Consider the following 17555-nt stretch of genomic DNA (forward strand, 5'->3'; position numbering starts at 1 on the left):
TAAATATTGGGGGGATCCAGTAACCGGATGAGGCAGTTTTATAAACATTTGACTCTCCCGGCAAGCACCAGTATAGCACCGCCCTCGTGATGAAAGAGGGGATGGCGCTTCGGCGCTGACTGGTCCATTCTGTGATCTTGGGGCGTATCGCGTCCCAACGTCGATGGTAACATCGATGATTATCGGTCAATAGAAGAAGAAGAGGTCCCCATGGCTTTGCGGATTTCGGGTAAAAATGTTGATGTTGGCGAGGCTTTGCGCACGCACATCACCGACCGAATCGAAGACGCTGTATCGAAGTATTTCGCCGGCGGTTTCACAGGCCACGTTACGCTAAGCAGGGAGGGTACAGGCTTTAAGTCTGAATGCAGTCTGCATCTCGACACCGGTGTTGTGCTCCAGGTGTCGGCACAGGATCAGGATCCGCGCAACAGTTTCGATCTCGCATCGGACAAGATTGAAAAACGGTTGCGACGGTACAAGCGTAAACTGAAGGACCATCACAGCCACAACGGCTCCGGCCGCGAGGCGATCGAGGCGGCGTCGTACGTGCTGGCCTCACCGGATGAGGAAGAGGAAGTCCCCGTCGACTTCAATCCTCTGGTGATTGCCGAAACCTCGGCAAAGGTAAAGACAATGACTGTCGGCATGGCCGTTATGGAACTGGACCTAACCGAAGCACCGGTTGTCCTGTTCAAAAATGCGGCAAACGGTGGTGTCAACGTTGTCTATCGCCGCTCAGATGGCAATATAGGCTGGATAGACCCAGCATTGGTAGCAAACCAGGCTGCCGAATAGTGATACAGATGGTGCCGGCTTCCCCTTGGAAGCCGGACGCCGGAAATATGTAGGCAAAAGAATGGATCTTAGTGATCTTCTGGGTAAAGATGCGGTCATTGCTTGCCTGAAGGCAAAGAGCAAGAAGCAGGCGATTCAGGAACTTTCTGGAAAAGCTGCTGAACTGACCGGTCTCTCCGAACGGGAAATTTTCGACACGCTGCTCCAGCGTGAGCGTCTTGGGTCAACTGGGGTCGGTCATGGGATCGCGATCCCGCATGGAAAGCTGACCCGGCTCGACAAGTTGGTCGGAGTGTTCGCTAAGCTGGACAAGCCGGTGGACTTTGATTCCCTGGATGATCAACCGGTCGATGTGGTGTTTCTGCTGCTCGCGCCGGAAGGCGCAGGTGCGGATCATCTTAAGGCTTTGGCGAGAATTGCCCGCCAATTGCGTGATAACACCGTCATCAATGGCCTGCGCAGTGCAGGAGATGCCGAAGCGATTTACGAGCTTTTGACGCATCCGCTGGCGTCGTCCAACGCCGCTTGACCGCCTGCATATACCAACAATCAAAAAACCGGTCCTGAAGTCATTCAGGACCGGTTTCTTGTTTAAGCTAAATCACGCAAGCTTCAGAGGCAGTGTCAGGCGGCTTTTGCCGGTTCGGGTTCTCCCTGTGCCGGATCGGCTGGCGCGGGTTGCGCCACAGCCCGGCTGCGTGCCAAGGCCGGTAGCGCGAGCTCTGACAGCTCAAGCGGCGGGTTTGTTTCTTCGGGAATGCGCCAAAGGCTCGACTTTGCCGCCAAAAGTCCCAGCACCTGTGTGGAGGTGCTGATTGCAATCAAGACAGCGAGAAGAGGCCCAATGGCGATCGGGACGATTGGCCAGGTCAGCGACAGCGGCTGCGTTGTAAGCCAGGCCAAGGCGAGCAGGCCGAACACCGTTTGAGGCCACAGTTTGCGGATGCTGAGGCCAACTGGAAGGCGGGTGACACCGCGGGCCTGGGCGCCCCAGCCGATGGTTTTTCCAAACACCAGCCCGCCCATGAAAATCGTATGCGCCACCGCCATGATGGGAGCAAGCATTGCTGCAAAAACGATTTCAGCGGCTACGCTCGCGACAATCCGGATGGGCCCGCCAAACGCCCGCCGGAGATCGCGGCGGACGATAATATCCGCGACAGTGGCAAGCTTCGGTGCAAACACCATGGTCAGCACCGTGAAAAACAGTACGGCGCCGGTGTCCGCGCGGTAAGGAGATATATCGCTTGTCATTCCCAGAAGGGCTGCGGAGACCATAAAGCCGATCCAGGCAGGAGAGCCGAGGAACATCAGCATGGCCAGCACGAGTTGTGCGCGGCTCACCGGCAGCAATCCCTTCATACGAAGCAGGTGCTTGTACTGCAGGTTGCCCTGGCACCAGCGCAGGTCCCGCCGGATGAACTCAAGAAGATGCGGCGGGTTGACCTCGTAACTTCCAGTTTCCTGAGGCATTACGCGCACTTCATACCCGGCGCGCCGCATCAGTACGGCTTCAACCTGGTCATGCGACAGGATTGGACCGGAGAGCGGGCCTTTGCCGGGCAGGAGCGGCAACCGGCACTGCTCCATGAAGGGCTTTAACCGGATAAGCGCATTGTGACCCCAATACGGTCCGCAATCACCTTGCCACCAGGCACTGCCGATTGTGTAGGAGCGCATGCCAAGGCGCATGCCAAACTGAAATATGCGGGCGAAGGCGCTTTCGGCCGGCAATCCAACAACAAGGCTCTGAAGAATACCGACTTGAGGATTGGCTTCCATATGCCGGACAAGCTCAAGGATGGCATCGGCAGACATATAGCTGTCGGCATCAAGCGTCAGGGCGTAATCGTGTTGTGATCCCCAGCGGTCGCAGAAGTCTTCGATGTTTCCGGCTTTGAAGCCGGTGTTGTCGTCCCGGTGGCGGTACACCACGGTCAATTGTCCGCTGTACCGGTCGCGGAGCCGGTTGGCCATATCACGCTCTTCACGGGCGATTGCGTCCTGCGAACTGTCGCTGAGCACATATAGGCTGAAATGGTTTTGGAAGCCGGACCGGACCAGGTTGGCCGCCATGGCGTTCAACTTGATTTCGAGTTCACCGACATCCTCGTCGCGAACACAGGACAACAACGCGGTCGAGCTGGTGACGGGCGCTTTGGGGTCTGCCTTTGTGATCGGACAGGCCGCTGCGGCCGGGTCTGATGCGAGGCGCATGACCAGGAGCCCGATGACCGCATTCCAGAAGCCGATAATCGTCCATGGCAGGGTCACCATGAAACATCCGAGTACCATCAGATCAAGGACCGAATAGCCGCCCGGAGAGAGTGTGAAGGCCATAAGCCCGGCAAGAGCAAGAAAACTTGTGGCCACGAGAGCGGCGAAAATCATGCGCCTGGCCGTGATGGGGGATGTTCGAGACCCCGAGACTTGCGCGTCAGTGGCTTGAAACATTTTTGTGACTTCCAATCTGGCTGATCATCGCAATAGTGCGCATGTCAAAATGTCCAATTGTTGACCGATGCTGTCGGCATCGAGCGAAAGATAAGATTCTGATGGAGATCTGGCCGGTGACCCACGGCACACGGGAAATGCAAGCGCTTTGGTACACTGGTCCGCAATGCTGTGAGATGCGGATGGCGACGATGGCTGGACATGAAACAGGTGAGGTCTTGGTCGACACCCTGTACACCTGTGTCAGCCGTGGCACGGAAGGCCTCGTCTATCGTGGTGAGGTGCCCGAAACCGAATGGGAGCGCATGAGGGCGCCGTTTCAGGAAGGGGCTTTCCCCTTTCCGGTCAAATATGGATACGCCAATGTCGGTGTGGTCAGCGATGGGGCGCCCGACCTTTTGGCAAAAACCGTCTTTTCGCTCTTTCCTCACCAAAATGTCTTTTCCCTCGCAATGCAACATTTGGTGCCCGTGCCGGATCAAGTCTCTGCAAAACGGGCAGTTTTAGCGGCCAATATGGAAACGGCAATTAACGCTTTATGGGACGGAAAACCATCACCTGGGGATCACATCTGCGTGGTTGGCGGTGGGGTTGTCGGCCTGCTAACTGCATACGTGGCCGCGCGTATTGCCGGATCAGCGGTTACGGTCGTGGACACAAACTCCGCACGGCGCTCCATCGCGGAAAAGCTGGGCGCGCGTTTTGCACTCCCGGAAGAAGCGCCAATTAATCAGGACCTTGTCTTCCACACTTCAGCCTCGTCAGCCGGGTTGGAGACCGCCTTGAAGGCGGCCGGGAATGATGCCAGCGTCATCGAGATGAGCTGGTATGGGGCGGGCGGCGTTCTCGCGCCGCTGGGGGGCGATTTCCATTGCCGCCGTTTGAGGCTCGTTTCCAGTCAGGTCGGAACAATTCCGGCTGAACGGCAGGCCCGCTGGACATTCCGCCGCCGCCTTGAACTCGCGCTCAACCTGTTGGCGGATCCGGTGCTGGACAGTCTCATCACGCACGAGATCCGTTTCCTGGATCTCCCGGAGCACCTTCCCACCATACTGAACAAAAACGCAGATGTGCTGGCCGCCGTCGTGGTTTATGACCAGCCCACGCAATAAGTCCTTCCCTCCCATCCCCAATTTCAGGAACCCGTTATGTTTGCAGTTGAAGTCCGTGACCATGTCATGATCGCCCATTCCTTCAAGGGAGACCTCTTTGGCCCAGCTCAGGCCCTTCACGGGGCGACCTTCGTGATCGATGCAGCCTTTCTCGCCGAGACCCTTGATGAAAACGGTGTTGTTATTGATATCGGGCGGGCGCATGAGGCACTGAAAGAGGTTCTTGGTCCGCTCAATTACAAGAATTTGGATGAGGTGCCGGAGTTCAAAGGCGTCAATACGACAACCGAATTCCTGACCAAGCATGTGCATGATCACCTGTCTCAGGCCGCGCGCGATGACCGGCTGGGCCGTCCGGGTGGTGAATTACATGCGATCCGGGTCACCATTTCCGAATCCCATGTCGCCCGTGCCTGGTATGAGGCAAAGATCTGATTTGATGCCGATCACAGCCTTCGCCTATCCGGGCGATCTCAATACGCCAACCGGCGGGTATGGATATGACCGGCGTATCATAGCGGAGCTGGAAGCGCTTGGATGGCCTTTGCAGCCCGTGCCCCTTGGCGAAGGGTTCCCATTTCCTGCGCCGGGGACGCTGGATGAAGCAAAAGAGACCCTCTTAAGCCTTCCGGCGAACAGCACCATAATCGTCGATGGGCTTGCCTTCGGCACCATGGGGGATGTCGCCGAAGCGATTTCAGAACGGCACCGGATTGTCGCTTTGGTGCACCATCCCCTGTGCATGGAAAACGGTCTTCCGGTGGATCAGGCAAGAGGTCTTGAACACACGGAAGCCAAGGCACTTTCCTTTGCGGATCATGTCATTGTGACGAGCCCAGGCACGGCAGAGCAGCTCGGCGACCTCTTCAACATTCCCAAATCCCGGATAACCATTGCCCTTCCCGGGACCGACATTCCGGACGTCAGAGCTGGCCGCCCAGGTGATATGGTCAGGCTCTTGAGTGTTGGAACGGTCGTGCCGCGAAAAGGCTATGATCTTCTGTTCGATGCACTTGCAGACCTGAAAGAATATGCCTGGCATCTCGATGTCGTGGGCGGTGTCGAAGCTGCCCCCCATTGCTATGAAGCGCTCAAGAGCCAGCTCCATGCAGCCGCTCTCACAGATCGTGTGACATTCCACGGAAGTGTCGTGCAAGAACAGCTCGACGCGTATTACCGGAGTGCGCATGTCTTTGTACTGGCGAGCCAATATGAAGGCTACGGCATGGCTTTCACCGAGGCGATTGCATATGGCCTGCCGGTGATTGGCAGTGGGGAAGGGGCTGTTCGCGGGACCCTGCCCAAGGGTGCGGCAATCTATTGTGAAACCGGCAACGTGCCCGCGATGAAATCAGCCCTTGAGAGCTTGATTGTAGACCGGTCTCAATGGCATAGGCTCGCCGACGCAGCCCGGAAAGCATCGGCTGATTTCCCGGCCTGGGCGGATACGGCAAAACAGTTTGAGAGCGTTTTGAAAGGGTATGCAGTGTGAGCGGATTTTCGAGCGATTGGCTGGCCTTGCGGGAGCCATTGGATTTGGCTGCACGGAACAGCACCGTGGAGCACGGCTTCTTCGATTGTCTGCCAAAAAGCGATGTTCGTATCCTCGATCTGGCAAGCGGTGCCGGGTCGACCATGGCGGCTTTGTCGCGCGCGCTGCCTGGCACGATTGAATGGGTCTTGTCTGACTATGATCCAGCACTGTTGCAACGGTCGCGGGAACGCTGCTCGGAATTTCCGAACGCCAAGGTGGAAACGCTACAGCTGGATTTGAATGCCGGTCTGCAGACGTTGCCATGGGGCAAGGTTGACGCCGTCACCACGAGTGCGTTTCTGGACCTGGTTTCCGTGGAATTCGTGGATCGGCTCGTCGAGATTGTCATGGCGTGCGGCGTGCCGTTTCTCGCAAGCCTGACATATGACGGGCGTGTTCAGTTTTCGCCAGAGCATCCAGCTGATCCGGCTGTGCATGAGGCGCATGACCAGCACCAGATTACGGACAAGGGATTTGGGGCCGCTCTGGGGCCCGGCGCGGCAGATTACGCCATTGCAGCATTCAAAGCTGCCGGTGCAAATGTTGTGTCCGGCCGGTCCGATTGGCGGGCAGGGCCGGATGATGTGGACTTTCTTCTGATGCTGCTGGACGGCTGGCGGTCCCTTGCCGAAAGTTGCGGAGGCGCGGAAAATGAGATCGCAGACTGGTGGGCCGACCGTCATCAAAGGATTCTGAGTGGAACGTTAGAGTTGTGTGTCGGGCACTTGGATTTCGTAGTTCTCCCGAAGCGGTAATCCAGCGGATTTTTTACAAGCACAGCTGCGATGGATTTCCAGATGAGAAGGCCATAAGATGTCTATCAAAAGGGCTGTAAGTGAATAAAAGTTAATGTCTATTTCTGCATTAACGTAAACAAAAAATTTATGCGGAACTTCGTTATTATTTACTATGTGACTTAAGTGTCATTTATGACTTTTTGCTCTACAACACGTTGCGAGTTCCGGACCCAAGCGATAGGGCCGCAGAGTTTGAAAGGACATAAAAATGAATGACACTATCCGCGGTCTCCTGGCTAAACACGGCAATCTTCCTGTTGCGGTCACCGACGTCGCCGATGCAGCCGACCTTTATGATGCTGGACTATCGTCCTTTGCTTCGGTGCAGGTCATGCTGGCGCTCGAGGAAGAATTCGACATCGAGTTTCCTGAACATCTTTTGAACCGCAAATCCTTCTCTTCGATCGAGGCGATTGAAGGGGCTGTATCCGAGATCCTTGAAGAACAGGCGGCCTGATCATGAACGTTGCCGGTAAAATCTCCCCCATGGCGCTCGCCGACCGGGCTAAACGGGCTGCGAAAGTCGCTGCCGAATTTGCCGATCAGGTCGACAAAGAGGGCCGGTTTCCTGCCGAAGGTATGGAAGCCCTCAAGCAAGAGCGCCTTTTGGGTGTGATGATTGCACCGGAAAACGGCGGTGAGGGCGCCAGCCTGATCGAGGTCGCTGATATTTGTACCATCCTTGGCCAGGCCTGTTCCGCGACAGCCATGACCTATGCGATGCACCAGATCCAGATCGCGAGCTTGGCTGATCATGCAATCGGAAGCGAGTGGCATGCGAATTTCCAGCGCCGGATCTGCGACGAGCAATTGTTGATCGCCTCGGCGACCAGTGAGGCGGGCATCGGCGGCAACTTGAGAAACTCGTTGTGCGCGATTGAAGAGGAAGGCGGCATTGCCCGGTTGGAGAAGGATGCAACAGTCATCTCCTACGGCGCCAATTCGGATGCGATCATGGTCACGTCCCGGCGTCATCCAGACGCAGCCCATTCCGATCAAGTCGCGACCGTGTTCCTCAAAGACCAATTCACCCTTGAAAGAACGACGGTCTGGGACACGCTCGGCATGCGCGGCACATGTTCTGATGGGTTTATTTTCAAGGCTGAAGCCCCAGCGGAACAGATCCTGCCGAGACCATTTGCGGAGATCGCGGCTCAGAGCATGCTCGCCGTCTCGCACCTTCTTTGGGGCGCGCTTTGGTACGGCATTGCCGCTGACGCATTTGCACGCGCTCAGAGTTTCGTGAAAGCGGCTGCCCGCAAGACACCGGGCCAGGTGCCTCCGGGCGCCTTGCGCCTGTCTGAGGCTTCCAGTCTGTTGCAGCTGGTCAAAGCCAATGTGGTTGCAGGCTTGAAGCAGTTCGACGAGTGCAAGGGGAACGAAGACGCGTTGAATGCCATGAGCTTCTCTGTTGCCATGAACAACGTGAAAATCGGCACGTCGCAAACGATCCTGACCATCATCAATCACTGCATGCTGATCTGCGGGATTGCAGGCTACAAGAACGGAACGCCGTTCAGCCTCGGCCGGCATCTTCGTGATGCGCATTCCGCGCAGCTCATGATCTCCAATGATCGTATTCTCGGCAACACATCAACGATGCTGCTGGTGAACAAGCAGGACACCAGCCTGCTGGGGTGAATGTGGTTTGAACTTGACGATTTGGCCGAAGTGTCTCTGACCGGAGAGCTGAGGCGAAAGGCAACTATGACGAACAAGATCTTCCCGGATCTCGACCCTACGAGCTACCAAAGGCATGCCCTGCATGCGCAGGACCGGGATTGGCCGGAAACCAATTGCTACCTCGATGTCTGGATCGAGGTGTTGCCAGCTCTTGGATACGCGCCCGAGGCCTGCTTGGGGTATTCGATCACCCAGGATTTTGAAGGAGATCAGTTCACTTTCTTCAAGGTGCCGCTGGAAGATCTTGAACGGCTGTACGGGCTGCGGGTCACCGAACTTGCGATTTATGATCGTGTCGAGACCCACGTTGCCGAGCAGATCGCACGCGGACGCCTGTCGCTGGTCGAAGTCGATAGCTACTATTTGCCGGACACACACGGTATTGGCTACCGCCAGGCTCACGGCAAGACAACGGTTGCCATCAACCGCATCGACTTTGAGCAGCGGTCGATGGACTACTTCCATGGTCTTGGTCTGCACCGGCTGGAAGGCGAGGATTTCGATGGTATTTTCTGGAGAAACGCTCCAGAAGGCGCGTTGCCCTTCCTGCCCTACACCGAATTCGTGAAGTTTCCCGAGGTCCGCCGGACTGAAGACCATGTGCGCGCAACGGCCTTGTTTCTCTTGAAGCAGCATTTGGAGCGGCGCCCGGCCAGCAACCCCGTCAAGGCATTCGCTGAAGTCTTTCCAGCCCAAGTTGAAGCTGTTGCGGAAAGGCCATTTGAGTATTTCCATCTCTATGCCTTCAATACACTGCGCCAGATGGGCGCCAACTACGAACTGTTCGCGGCCCATCTCGATTGGCTGAGCGGCAACCAGATTGACGGATTGGCGGAAGCGTCAGCGCAGGCCCGGAAAATCTCTACAACGTCAAAAGCCGTGCAATTCCAACTGGCGCGTGCCGTCATGCGCAAGAAGTTCGATAAGCTTGTGCCCGCCCTGCAGCCTTGTGTTGACGCCTGGGATGCGATGGTAGAAAGCCTTGACAAGAACATCGCTATTTCGTCGGCTCTTGCCGCCTGACGATCTCATCATTTCCCTGACAAGAGGCCGCTATGTCTCAAGGATCCGCGCTGGAAGAGAGACAGCTCACTGACGGCTGGCAATTGATGGTGACCGAGCCGGGGGCATATGAAACGGCCTTCGCGATCGAGCACGGTTGGGACTGGGTTGATGCCAAGGTTCCCGGCACAGCCGCACAGGCACTCCGTGACGCTGGCCGTTTTGATCGTGAGAACCCGGTCCCGCTGCATTCCAAAGATGTTTGGTACAAATGCTGGTTTACTGCCAATCCGGGCACTTATGTGATCGATTTTTCCGGTCTGGCCACTGTTGCGGAAATCTATGTGAATGATGAGCGTGTCCTTGAGACCGCCAACATGTTCCGCAGCTACACCATCATGACAGAGCTGACGCAAGAAGCTCCCGCTGCCAATACAATTTCCATCTGTTTCCGGGCACTTGAGCCCCTTTTGGCCAAGAAGGGCCCGCGTGCCCGCTGGAAACCGCAGCTTGCAAACTCGCAAGGCCTGCGCCTTTTCCGGACAACATTGCTCGGCCGCATGCCCGGCTGGTGCCCGGAAATCCATCCGGTTGGTCCTTATCGTCCGATAGTGCTGAGGCCGGTCGGTGCAAAGAGCTGCAAGCTGTTGAGCCTGCAGAGCACGGTCGGTGCCGATGGCAGCGGGGTGCTGTCCGTTGCCGTCGACATGCCGGGCCTGAGCGGCGAAGCACATCTTGTTTGCGGCACCGAAAGATCAGAGTTCACACGCCGAAGCGATGGGAAGCTTGAAGCCGGCCTCAAACTTGGATCCGTTCAGCCCTGGATGCCGCATACCCATGGCACACCGGCACTTTACGACGTTGTAGTAGAGGCAGACGGCGATGTTTTTTCCCTTGGGAAAACCGGGTTCCGGTCCCTTCAAATTGACCGCGGTCCCAACGGAGATGCCTTCGGCCTTGTCGTCAACGATGTTCCGGTATTTGCCCGCGGGGCGGTTTGGACAAATGCAGACATCATCGGCCTGAGGTCGGACCGGGACGTGTATCGCCCGCTTCTGGAAGCGGCGCGCGATGCGGGAATGAACATGCTGCGGATCGGCGGCACGATGCTGTACGAGAGCCGGGCGTTCTTTGAGCTTTGCGATGAACTCGGGATCCTCGTCTGGCAGGATTTTCAGTTCGCCAACTATGATTATCCGGTGAAGGACGAGCAGTTCGTCGCCGAGGTTTCGGCCGAAGTCGCAGACCAGCTGTCTCACGTGCAAGGCTGCCCTTCGCTTGGCGTGCTGTGTGGCGGCAGTGAAATCTATCAGCAGGGCGCGATGATGGGGCTGCCGGAAGCTAGGTGGAAGGGGCCACTGTGTGAAGACATATTGCCGCCGTTGGCCGCAACTCATCGCCCGGATGTTCCCTATGTTGCCAACTCGCCAATGCGCGGCGTGCTGCCATTTTCTCCGAATGAGGGTGTTGCCCATTACTACGGTGTCGGGGCCTATTTGAAGCCGCTCGACGATGCCCGCAGGGCGGACGTCAAATTCGCGTCCGAATGCCTGGCCTTCTCAAATATTCCAGACCAGGCGACGCTCGACCGCGATTTGCCGGTCGCGCCGAGCCATGATCCGCGCTGGAAGCAGCGTGTACCGCGTGACCGGGGCGCGGGCTGGGATTTTGAAGATGTCCGCGATCACTATCTGAAGACCCTCTACGGGGTCGATCCGCTTCAACTCCGCTATGGTGATCCTGCGGCCTATCTGGATTTGGGCCGCGCGGTTGTTTGCGATGTCATGGAACAGACCTTTGCGGAATGGCGGCGCGCCGGATCAAATTGCCGGGGCGGCCTGGTCTGGACGTATCAGGATCTTCTGCCGGGCGCCGGCTGGGGCGTGGTGGATCCGGACGGAGCCCCCAAACCGGTCTATTTCGCCTTGAAACGGGCTTTCCGTCCGCTTCAGCTGGCGGTCACGGATGAGGGGACGAACGGGCTCGCCATTCATCTGATCAACGAGTTGCCCGAAGACCGGCCCGTCACCATCGAGCTGCAGTGCTATCGCGAGGGGAAAACCCCTGTCGTCTCAGGCAGCCTGAACGCCGATTTGGAAGCCCGGAGCGCACAAACCCTTAATGCCGCCGAACTGATTGGCGCGTTTTTTGACGTAACATATGCCTATCGTTTCGGTCCTCCATCGCACGATGTGGCTTCTGTGCGGATACTGAACCCTGAGACGGGCCTCTGTCTCGCCGAAACGTTTCACTTCACGAGTGCGTTTTCACGATCCAGCCGGATCGATGCCGCTATTGAGGCTGAGGTGCTTGAGGAAAGTGGTGGCACAACAAAACTGGCGATCACGTCTGACCGGTTCTTGTGGTTTGCCCATTTTGAGTGTCCCGGACTGCGCCCGAGCGACAACTGGACCCATATCGCCCCGGGCAAGCGGGTCGAGTTTGCCTTCGAGCCTGGTCTTTCCAGAACGCATCAAGAGCCGCCCGGCTCAATCCGGTTGAAGGCGCTGAACCTCTCGAGACCTGCGCATATCAGCCTTTGATGACCAGGTCTTGCTTATTGAGTTTGGTATTAGGCAGCGTCCGTCAGGTCCTTCGGTGCGCTTGATTGCGCTAGGGTGCTCAGATAGGTGCCGATTTCCTGCCTGGCCTTGTCCGGCAGGAAGTTATGATCGGAGTCTGGGATCATCATGACCGTCACATTCGGGAACTTGTGCAGCCCTTTTAGATCCGCGCCGAAATACGCCTTGAGCTGATCAACGCTCTCGTCATCAACGGTACATAGAATATGGACCTTTGTACCGCGCTGCCTCAGGGTTTCGAAGATGCCAAGTACTTCCTCCCGCATGCGCCCGAACTTGGAAGCACCGGGCAGAACAGCTGCGGAATACTGGGAGATTTTTTCCCGGAAGATTTTCCCGAAGGCGATTGCGACGGCCTTCAGCCGGATCTCGCCTTTGAACAATCGGACGAAGGTCTGCTTGTTCTTTAGCCGGTTCTTGTACTGAGCTATGGAGCGGTGCCCCATATTCTTCGGGTCGACAGGCTCGTCAGGGTCCCAAAGATACTTGAGCTGATTGATCAAAACGAGTTGGGTCACCCGCTCATCGCGCGCGGCGGCATGGAAGGCCGAATAGGCACTGCTGCAGCGGCCGACAAGTGTCACCGGACCTTTGAACTGTTGCTCTGTTGTGTTCAAAATGTCGATAAAATCTTGCGTTGCGACGTCGGAATAAAGGACCACGCCGGAAAAGCCTGCTTTCGGGTCACTGTCCCCGGTATCAGCTCCGTCGAACCGCACAGCGGCAGTCCCATGAGACGCAAGATTCCTGGAACACAGGACATTCTCGCGCGCCCGGCCGCCATGATGATCGAACCCGCCGGTGTTTCCGATGATGAAGACGGGGGTGTCCTCACCGGCGTCCTTCGGTGCGCAGGTAATGCTGAAAAGCTGCTTTGTTTCTGTTTGTGTGAACTCGGCGAACTCATTGAAAGAAGGCCCGGATAAGGCGCACTTCCCGGCCATTGCAGGCAATGACTTTTCAGACTGAAGTGGTGCAGTTGCAGCGATCCACGCAATCACGTCCGAAATGAATTCTTCAGGTACGCGCGAAAGCAGGGGATCGGCCATCAGCGCGTCATATCCATCAAACGGCCTGTATGTGAATTGTGCGCAGATACTTTGCAGGGCGTCGCGAAACTTCACCTCACCTGGCGTATCCCGGAAAATCGCTAGAACTGGCAAGTCCGCGCGGACAGGAAGCATGTCCGCTTTGAGTGCATCAATACCCTCAACAACGCCGCTCGGCAGGACCGTTCCATTTGCCTGCACGGCGTCCTGGTTTAAGAGCGATAGAGAAAGCCCTTCGGATTCGAATATGATTTTGGCGCGGAGTTTGATCTCACGGATGAAACGCCGGCCGTTTGTTACAGGCGCAGCCGATATCAAACCGGCAATCGTTGGCAGCTCATGCGCCAGCGTCTGCGCCACAAGTGCGCCAATGCCCAGTCCCAGGACAATAACCCGCTTGCAACCTGTTCTGTCGCGGAGTTCCTGCTCAGCCTGCTTTGCAGCAAAGACCCAATCATCAAAAGTTTCGCCGCTGGGTGTGTCCAGAGAATCCACGGTTCCTGGATAGTCGAAGCGCAAAACCGGATAACCGCGCTCCGACAATTCACTGGCAAGAATACGGTACAATTTACGTGCACAGTGTTCGTCCGTTCCCCAGGTTCTGCAAAGAAGGACACCAGTCTCACCGGCCGTTCCGGAATCGGGGAGAGAGAGAAGTGCCGAAATTCCTTGGAAGCACAGAGGGGCAGTTTGGGAGCGGCGCAAATTCAGCCTCTTTAGGGTAAGGTTTTGGTCAAGGATATCGCAGACCCGTGAGCGGGAGCTTAATCAACGGGCATTTCGACAGTTACTGCGTATCGCCCGCGTCCTGTTGATTGCGAACGACCAGATATGACAGAAAGAGATCCAGCATTGCATGGGTTTTCGCTGGAGCGATTTTCTTAAGGCCGCCGCTTACCACATCCAGGTCGTCTGCCGGAATTGCCCGGGTCAGGCGCAGCATCACGCCATACACCAAGGCACCGGCGGGAATTGCAACGGCCAAGCCTGCGAGCCCTCCGAGCGCAGACACAATCGCATAAGCGACGAACCCGCACATGGCAGCAGAGGCAACGATAGCGCCGAGTGCGCCTAACGAGCTTTGCAAGCCGAGCCTGACTTGGCAATGATGGAGCAGGTATACAAACAAGACCAATCCGACACCACCCTTGATCAATGCTGCGCCCGGCCCTCCAAAAAAGGGTGTGATTGCCAAGTTTAGGGCAACAAGCGCCACCGCGGCCAGGCAGTTAAGAACGAGAAGCCGTTGATCTTGTTCCCAAGCAAGCATGATCGACAATGGTACCGCGGATAGCGATTGCGGCAACGTGAATGCGATCAAGAGTACGGACGTCAGCACCGCCGGGCCAAATTCATGCCCAAACACCATTGGTATCAGTTCCGGAACAACGGCTGCGCCGCCAAAACTGATGGGAGCCAGCAACAAGGCCAGCCCCCGCAAGGCCCGTTCGTAAGATAGTTGAAGTTTTTCGAGAGCTTCACTGTCTTTCAGACTACCGTATGTGGGCGTTAATCCTGCGGATAGATAGTCGGACATCTGTGCAATGAGGCTTGGAAACGCCATTGCGACTGCAAAGTATCCAACCTCTGTCACTGAAAAGAACACGCCGATAAAAAGCAGTTCAACACGGGTGCGCAAAAAAATGTTCAACAGCGAGGAGAGCCAGTTGTTGAAGCCGTAGCGCTTCATCTGTGGTGTGACCGCTGTGCTGTCCCATTGCCCGTTTGACAACGCCGTGACCAGTCCAGCGCAGAGCGGAACCTGACGCACAAGGTAACCCACCATTGCCCCAGGAGCGCCAAAGAAATAGGCGCCCAACGCTGTCGCAGGCAGTTGAAACAAACACCCCAGTGCCGTGGTTTTTGTTGTTTGCGAGTATCGGCCAATACTGTGATTAATGGAAATCATGAAATGGCCGTGTGCGTAAAACAAGAACACGAACGCGGTTATGAGCCAGACAAGCGAGGTTGTTTGAGATCCGCTGACCGGATCGAGGAAGCTGTAGAGAAGAAGTCCGGCAGCGAACAAAATGACCGGCAGCAGGAAGAAGGGATAAACGGTTTTTGAAAAGTTGTATCCTGGTGTGCCATTGGCATGGTGGCGGCCATTGTAACGCAGAACAATTGCCGGGATGCCTAGGCCGGCAATTGCGTAGCCGCTCATTGCCAGCCAAAAAGCAAAAGCGGTCAGGCCGGTCCCCTCCGGCCCCAACATCCTCGCTATGATGACTGAACTTGCAAAACCCGCAACAAGCGAGAGGGAGCCTGCCGCACTGACAAACAGGCTGGCGCTTAAAATCGAGTGCATTGCAGCGATACCGTTCAGTAAAGTTCAGCGTGAGGCAGCATCTCTGCTAAATCTCTTTATATCCGGAAGATTACAACACGGCATTCCGCCGGTTACCTGCCGCAGAGGCAGTCCCGCTAATGGCAATACAGGATTATGTCGGTGTTGGCCACAGGCCTGGAACATCAAGTCCGCTGCCGAGCCATCTCGATCACTCTTGCTCCAACGTCACACCAGTCAAGCACGTCGGATTCGCCGTCTTCAAATGGAGTGGACAGAGCGTTTTGGAGTGCGCCAACAATTGAAGGCGCATCGCCAGGGGTGTATCCGTGCCGTGACGGCCTACCGCCCACCGCAAAATGGGGACATACCGCCGGCAACTTCAAAAACTCGTACTGAGCAAGTTTAAGGCTCGAATCCGCGAGGTATTCGGTGTTGTCACTGTCGAGATAGGGAGCAATCCCGGCATTTGCGTGTTTCAGATACGGCAGTGTCTCTTCAAATGGAAGGCGGCCATAAAAGACTATGTTCTTGTGATCAGTTTCGAACTCAGGCGTTCCGATATGATGGAAAACGATGTCCGGGAACGCTGGCGCCGCGGCCTTGAAAAACGCTTCGTCAAACAACATCGAGCCGACTGTCACGATGTTCCGTTCAGCTGTGAATGGGGACGGCGTGGTGTGTTTGAACCTGGATTTTAGGATGCCCTGAGGAAGATAGACGATAGGACGCTCCAGATACTCAAGATGTGGAGCCATGGGTCGCGAAATGACGGCCACAGTATCGAGTTTCTTGCGGTCCTTGAAAAGCTGCCGTGCGATGTAGGGATGGGCATCGATTGTCTCCAGAAGATCAGATGCCAGGTACACGATTGTTGCCTTCGGGGCATGCCGGCGCGCCCGGCCGGCAAGTGTCGCACTCACCCCGGATTGGACAACAATCAAATCAGCTTCCCGGCAGGCTTGGTCGAGCGCTTTGCATGGAGACCTGATCCACCACCGGAAGAGAAAATTCGTAAGCCGCTTGTATCTGCCCAAACCCTTGCCAAAAGGATGGATGGGAGATTGCCACAAGTAACAGTCGATATTGTCCACGGTCTCCCAGCGGTTTGCCTTGCCATAAAGAGGTTTTCGATGATCTTCGGCGATCATGGACAAGGGGCTGAAACCGACAGAAACGAAACGCACCTTATGCCCGAGATTACGAACGGCATCCGCGATAAAATGGATCCCCGCTTTCCATCCCGTTCTGTAGTCGTGGCGGCTAATGAAAACGATGTTAAGGGTCATTGGTAATGTTTTTTGATCTGGTCAAATTGGGACGTGAAAGTTAAACGGCTTAAAGACAGAGCTATAAAGCAATGAAAAAACACCTGAAAGAATGCGCTCTTGCGTTTTGCGGAGTGGTATCACTGTTGAAAGGCAATCTTGATCAAAGGTGGGTAGTCTTGGTTGAACTTATACACTAAAACATCTTTGAGTTAAGAGCGATCTAAATCAAACCCAAAAAGGGTGCCCGGCCGATTGAGAAAGCCTCGTGCGTACCGGACAGCTTCGGCTTGGCGCCAAGACCCGTTGTAGGAGTTCACCGGACAGAGAGCGCGGTGTTTAAAACACTGTCGAAACAGGTTCAGGTTAATGAAGGCGGGCTAATACGCCGGTAACGAAGTCTAACCGAATATAAGAGCAGATAGTTTGCCCGGATGCCGGGACAGCTCGCCGGATAGAAGGACACCGGAACGACATGAATGACGGTTCACAAGCTCAACGGGGACTGCTGACCGTTGGACACCTCGACAAGGAGGCGTTGCAGCCCTCACCGATCCAGAAAGAGTGGATCCTGGAAGGCGCACCGGAAGCTAGAAGCCGGAATCTGTCCAGGATCGGTGATGACTGGACGGTCGTCGATCATTGGTCTTGCACTGCCGGCAAATTCCGCTGGCACTACTTCTTCGATGAAACTGTCATGTTCCTGGAAGGGGAGGCGTTCATTACGGATGAAAACGGTGTGGAGTACCACGCGGTGCCGGGAACGACCTTGTCCTTCAAGGATGGCAGCAGCGCTGTTTGGGTGGTTCCGGAATACATCCGGAAAGTCGCGTTCAACCAAAAATCGGTCCCAACCTACCTGCATTTGATGTGCCGGGCGGCAAACAAGTTGCATCGTATGGTGTTCCGGTAGTCAGTCATCACATGCCGAATGGAGACGATCGGCGCGAGTAAGTTCAGGAAGCCACTCGATTTTATGCCCCTATCTT

15 protein-coding genes are annotated in these 17555 nt (G+C 56.1%); 11 read left to right on the top strand and 4 right to left on the bottom strand.

Going from position 1 to position 17555, the window contains the following annotated elements; all coding sequences use genetic code 11:
• Nucleotides 1-210: 210 nt before the first annotated feature.
• Together hpf and ptsN are read left to right on the top strand one after the other, a co-directional pair.
• Nucleotides 211-798 carry a ribosome hibernation-promoting factor, HPF/YfiA family gene (gene hpf, locus E1180_RS08465; RefSeq protein WP_155190744.1) on the top strand — a complete coding sequence of 196 codons (588 nt, stop codon included), beginning with the start codon at nt 211-213 and terminating at the stop codon, nt 796-798.
• Between the two features lie 61 nt (nt 799-859).
• Nucleotides 860-1327 (top strand): PTS IIA-like nitrogen regulatory protein PtsN, encoded by a 468-nt coding sequence (ptsN, locus tag E1180_RS08470; RefSeq protein ID WP_155190745.1) that lies wholly within the window; start codon nt 860-862, stop codon nt 1325-1327.
• A 95-nt stretch (nt 1328-1422) separates the two neighbouring features.
• Here the strand turns inward: ptsN and mdoH are convergent, their stop codons facing one another.
• The gene (gene mdoH / locus E1180_RS08475) at nt 1423-3252 is read right to left on the bottom strand and encodes a glucans biosynthesis glucosyltransferase MdoH (RefSeq protein ID WP_155190746.1); all 1830 of its coding nucleotides are present in this window, start codon (nt 3250-3252) and stop codon (nt 1423-1425) included.
• Between the two features lie 101 nt (nt 3253-3353).
• Here mdoH and E1180_RS08480 point away from each other — a divergent pair, with 101 nt between their 5' ends.
• From E1180_RS08480 to E1180_RS08515, 8 genes are all read left to right on the top strand, one after another.
• Nucleotides 3354-4364: a zinc-dependent alcohol dehydrogenase gene (locus tag E1180_RS08480; protein WP_155190747.1), complete on the top strand. Its 1011-nt coding sequence runs from the start codon at nt 3354-3356 to the stop codon at nt 4362-4364.
• A gap of 36 nt (nt 4365-4400) precedes the next feature.
• A complete protein-coding gene (locus E1180_RS08485; RefSeq protein WP_155190748.1) occupies nt 4401-4799 on the top strand; it encodes a 6-pyruvoyl trahydropterin synthase family protein in 399 nt (132 codons plus the stop codon).
• 4 nt (nt 4800-4803) lie between these two features.
• On the top strand, nt 4804-5856 hold the full coding sequence (locus E1180_RS08490) for a glycosyltransferase family 4 protein (protein ID WP_155190749.1): 1053 nt from the start codon (nt 4804-4806) through the stop codon (nt 5854-5856).
• The gene (locus E1180_RS08495) at nt 5853-6653 is read left to right on the top strand and encodes a class I SAM-dependent methyltransferase (RefSeq protein ID WP_155190750.1); all 801 of its coding nucleotides are present in this window, start codon (nt 5853-5855) and stop codon (nt 6651-6653) included. The genes E1180_RS08490 and E1180_RS08495 overlap by 4 nt, the downstream gene beginning before the upstream one ends.
• 250 nt (nt 6654-6903) lie before the next feature.
• Nucleotides 6904-7152, top strand: coding sequence for an acyl carrier protein (locus E1180_RS08500; RefSeq protein ID WP_155190751.1), 249 nt, complete (start codon nt 6904-6906; stop codon nt 7150-7152).
• Between the two features lie 2 nt (nt 7153-7154).
• Nucleotides 7155-8336 (top strand): acyl-CoA dehydrogenase family protein, encoded by a 1182-nt coding sequence (locus E1180_RS08505; protein WP_155190752.1) that lies wholly within the window; start codon nt 7155-7157, stop codon nt 8334-8336.
• Between the two features lie 66 nt (nt 8337-8402).
• Nucleotides 8403-9401 carry a DUF1839 family protein gene (locus E1180_RS08510; protein ID WP_155190796.1) on the top strand — a complete coding sequence of 333 codons (999 nt, stop codon included), beginning with the start codon at nt 8403-8405 and terminating at the stop codon, nt 9399-9401.
• A gap of 32 nt (nt 9402-9433) precedes the next feature.
• Complete coding sequence (locus tag E1180_RS08515; RefSeq protein ID WP_155190753.1) at nt 9434-11923, top strand: glycosyl hydrolase 2 galactose-binding domain-containing protein; 2490 nt, start codon at nt 9434-9436, stop codon at nt 11921-11923.
• 29 nt (nt 11924-11952) lie between these two features.
• Here the strand turns inward: E1180_RS08515 and E1180_RS08520 are convergent, their stop codons facing one another.
• From E1180_RS08520 to E1180_RS08530, 3 genes are all read right to left on the bottom strand, one after another.
• Nucleotides 11953-13716 (bottom strand): alpha/beta fold hydrolase, encoded by a 1764-nt coding sequence (locus E1180_RS08520; protein ID WP_280115232.1) that lies wholly within the window; start codon nt 13714-13716, stop codon nt 11953-11955.
• A gap of 82 nt (nt 13717-13798) precedes the next feature.
• Complete coding sequence (locus E1180_RS08525; protein ID WP_155190755.1) at nt 13799-15319, bottom strand: lipopolysaccharide biosynthesis protein; 1521 nt, start codon at nt 15317-15319, stop codon at nt 13799-13801.
• 164 nt (nt 15320-15483) lie between these two features.
• On the bottom strand, nt 15484-16587 hold the full coding sequence (locus E1180_RS08530) for a GumK N-terminal domain-containing glycosyltransferase (protein ID WP_155190756.1): 1104 nt from the start codon (nt 16585-16587) through the stop codon (nt 15484-15486).
• Nucleotides 16588-17041: 454 nt separating this feature from the next.
• Between E1180_RS08530 and E1180_RS08535 the strand changes: the two genes are divergently transcribed.
• On the top strand, nt 17042-17479 hold the full coding sequence (locus E1180_RS08535; protein WP_155190757.1) for a cupin domain-containing protein: 438 nt from the start codon (nt 17042-17044) through the stop codon (nt 17477-17479).
• Nucleotides 17480-17555: the final 76 nt, after the last annotated feature.

This window comes from Roseibium denhamense (assembly GCF_009711415.1).
GTDB lineage: Bacteria > Pseudomonadota > Alphaproteobacteria > Rhizobiales > Stappiaceae > Roseibium > Roseibium denhamense.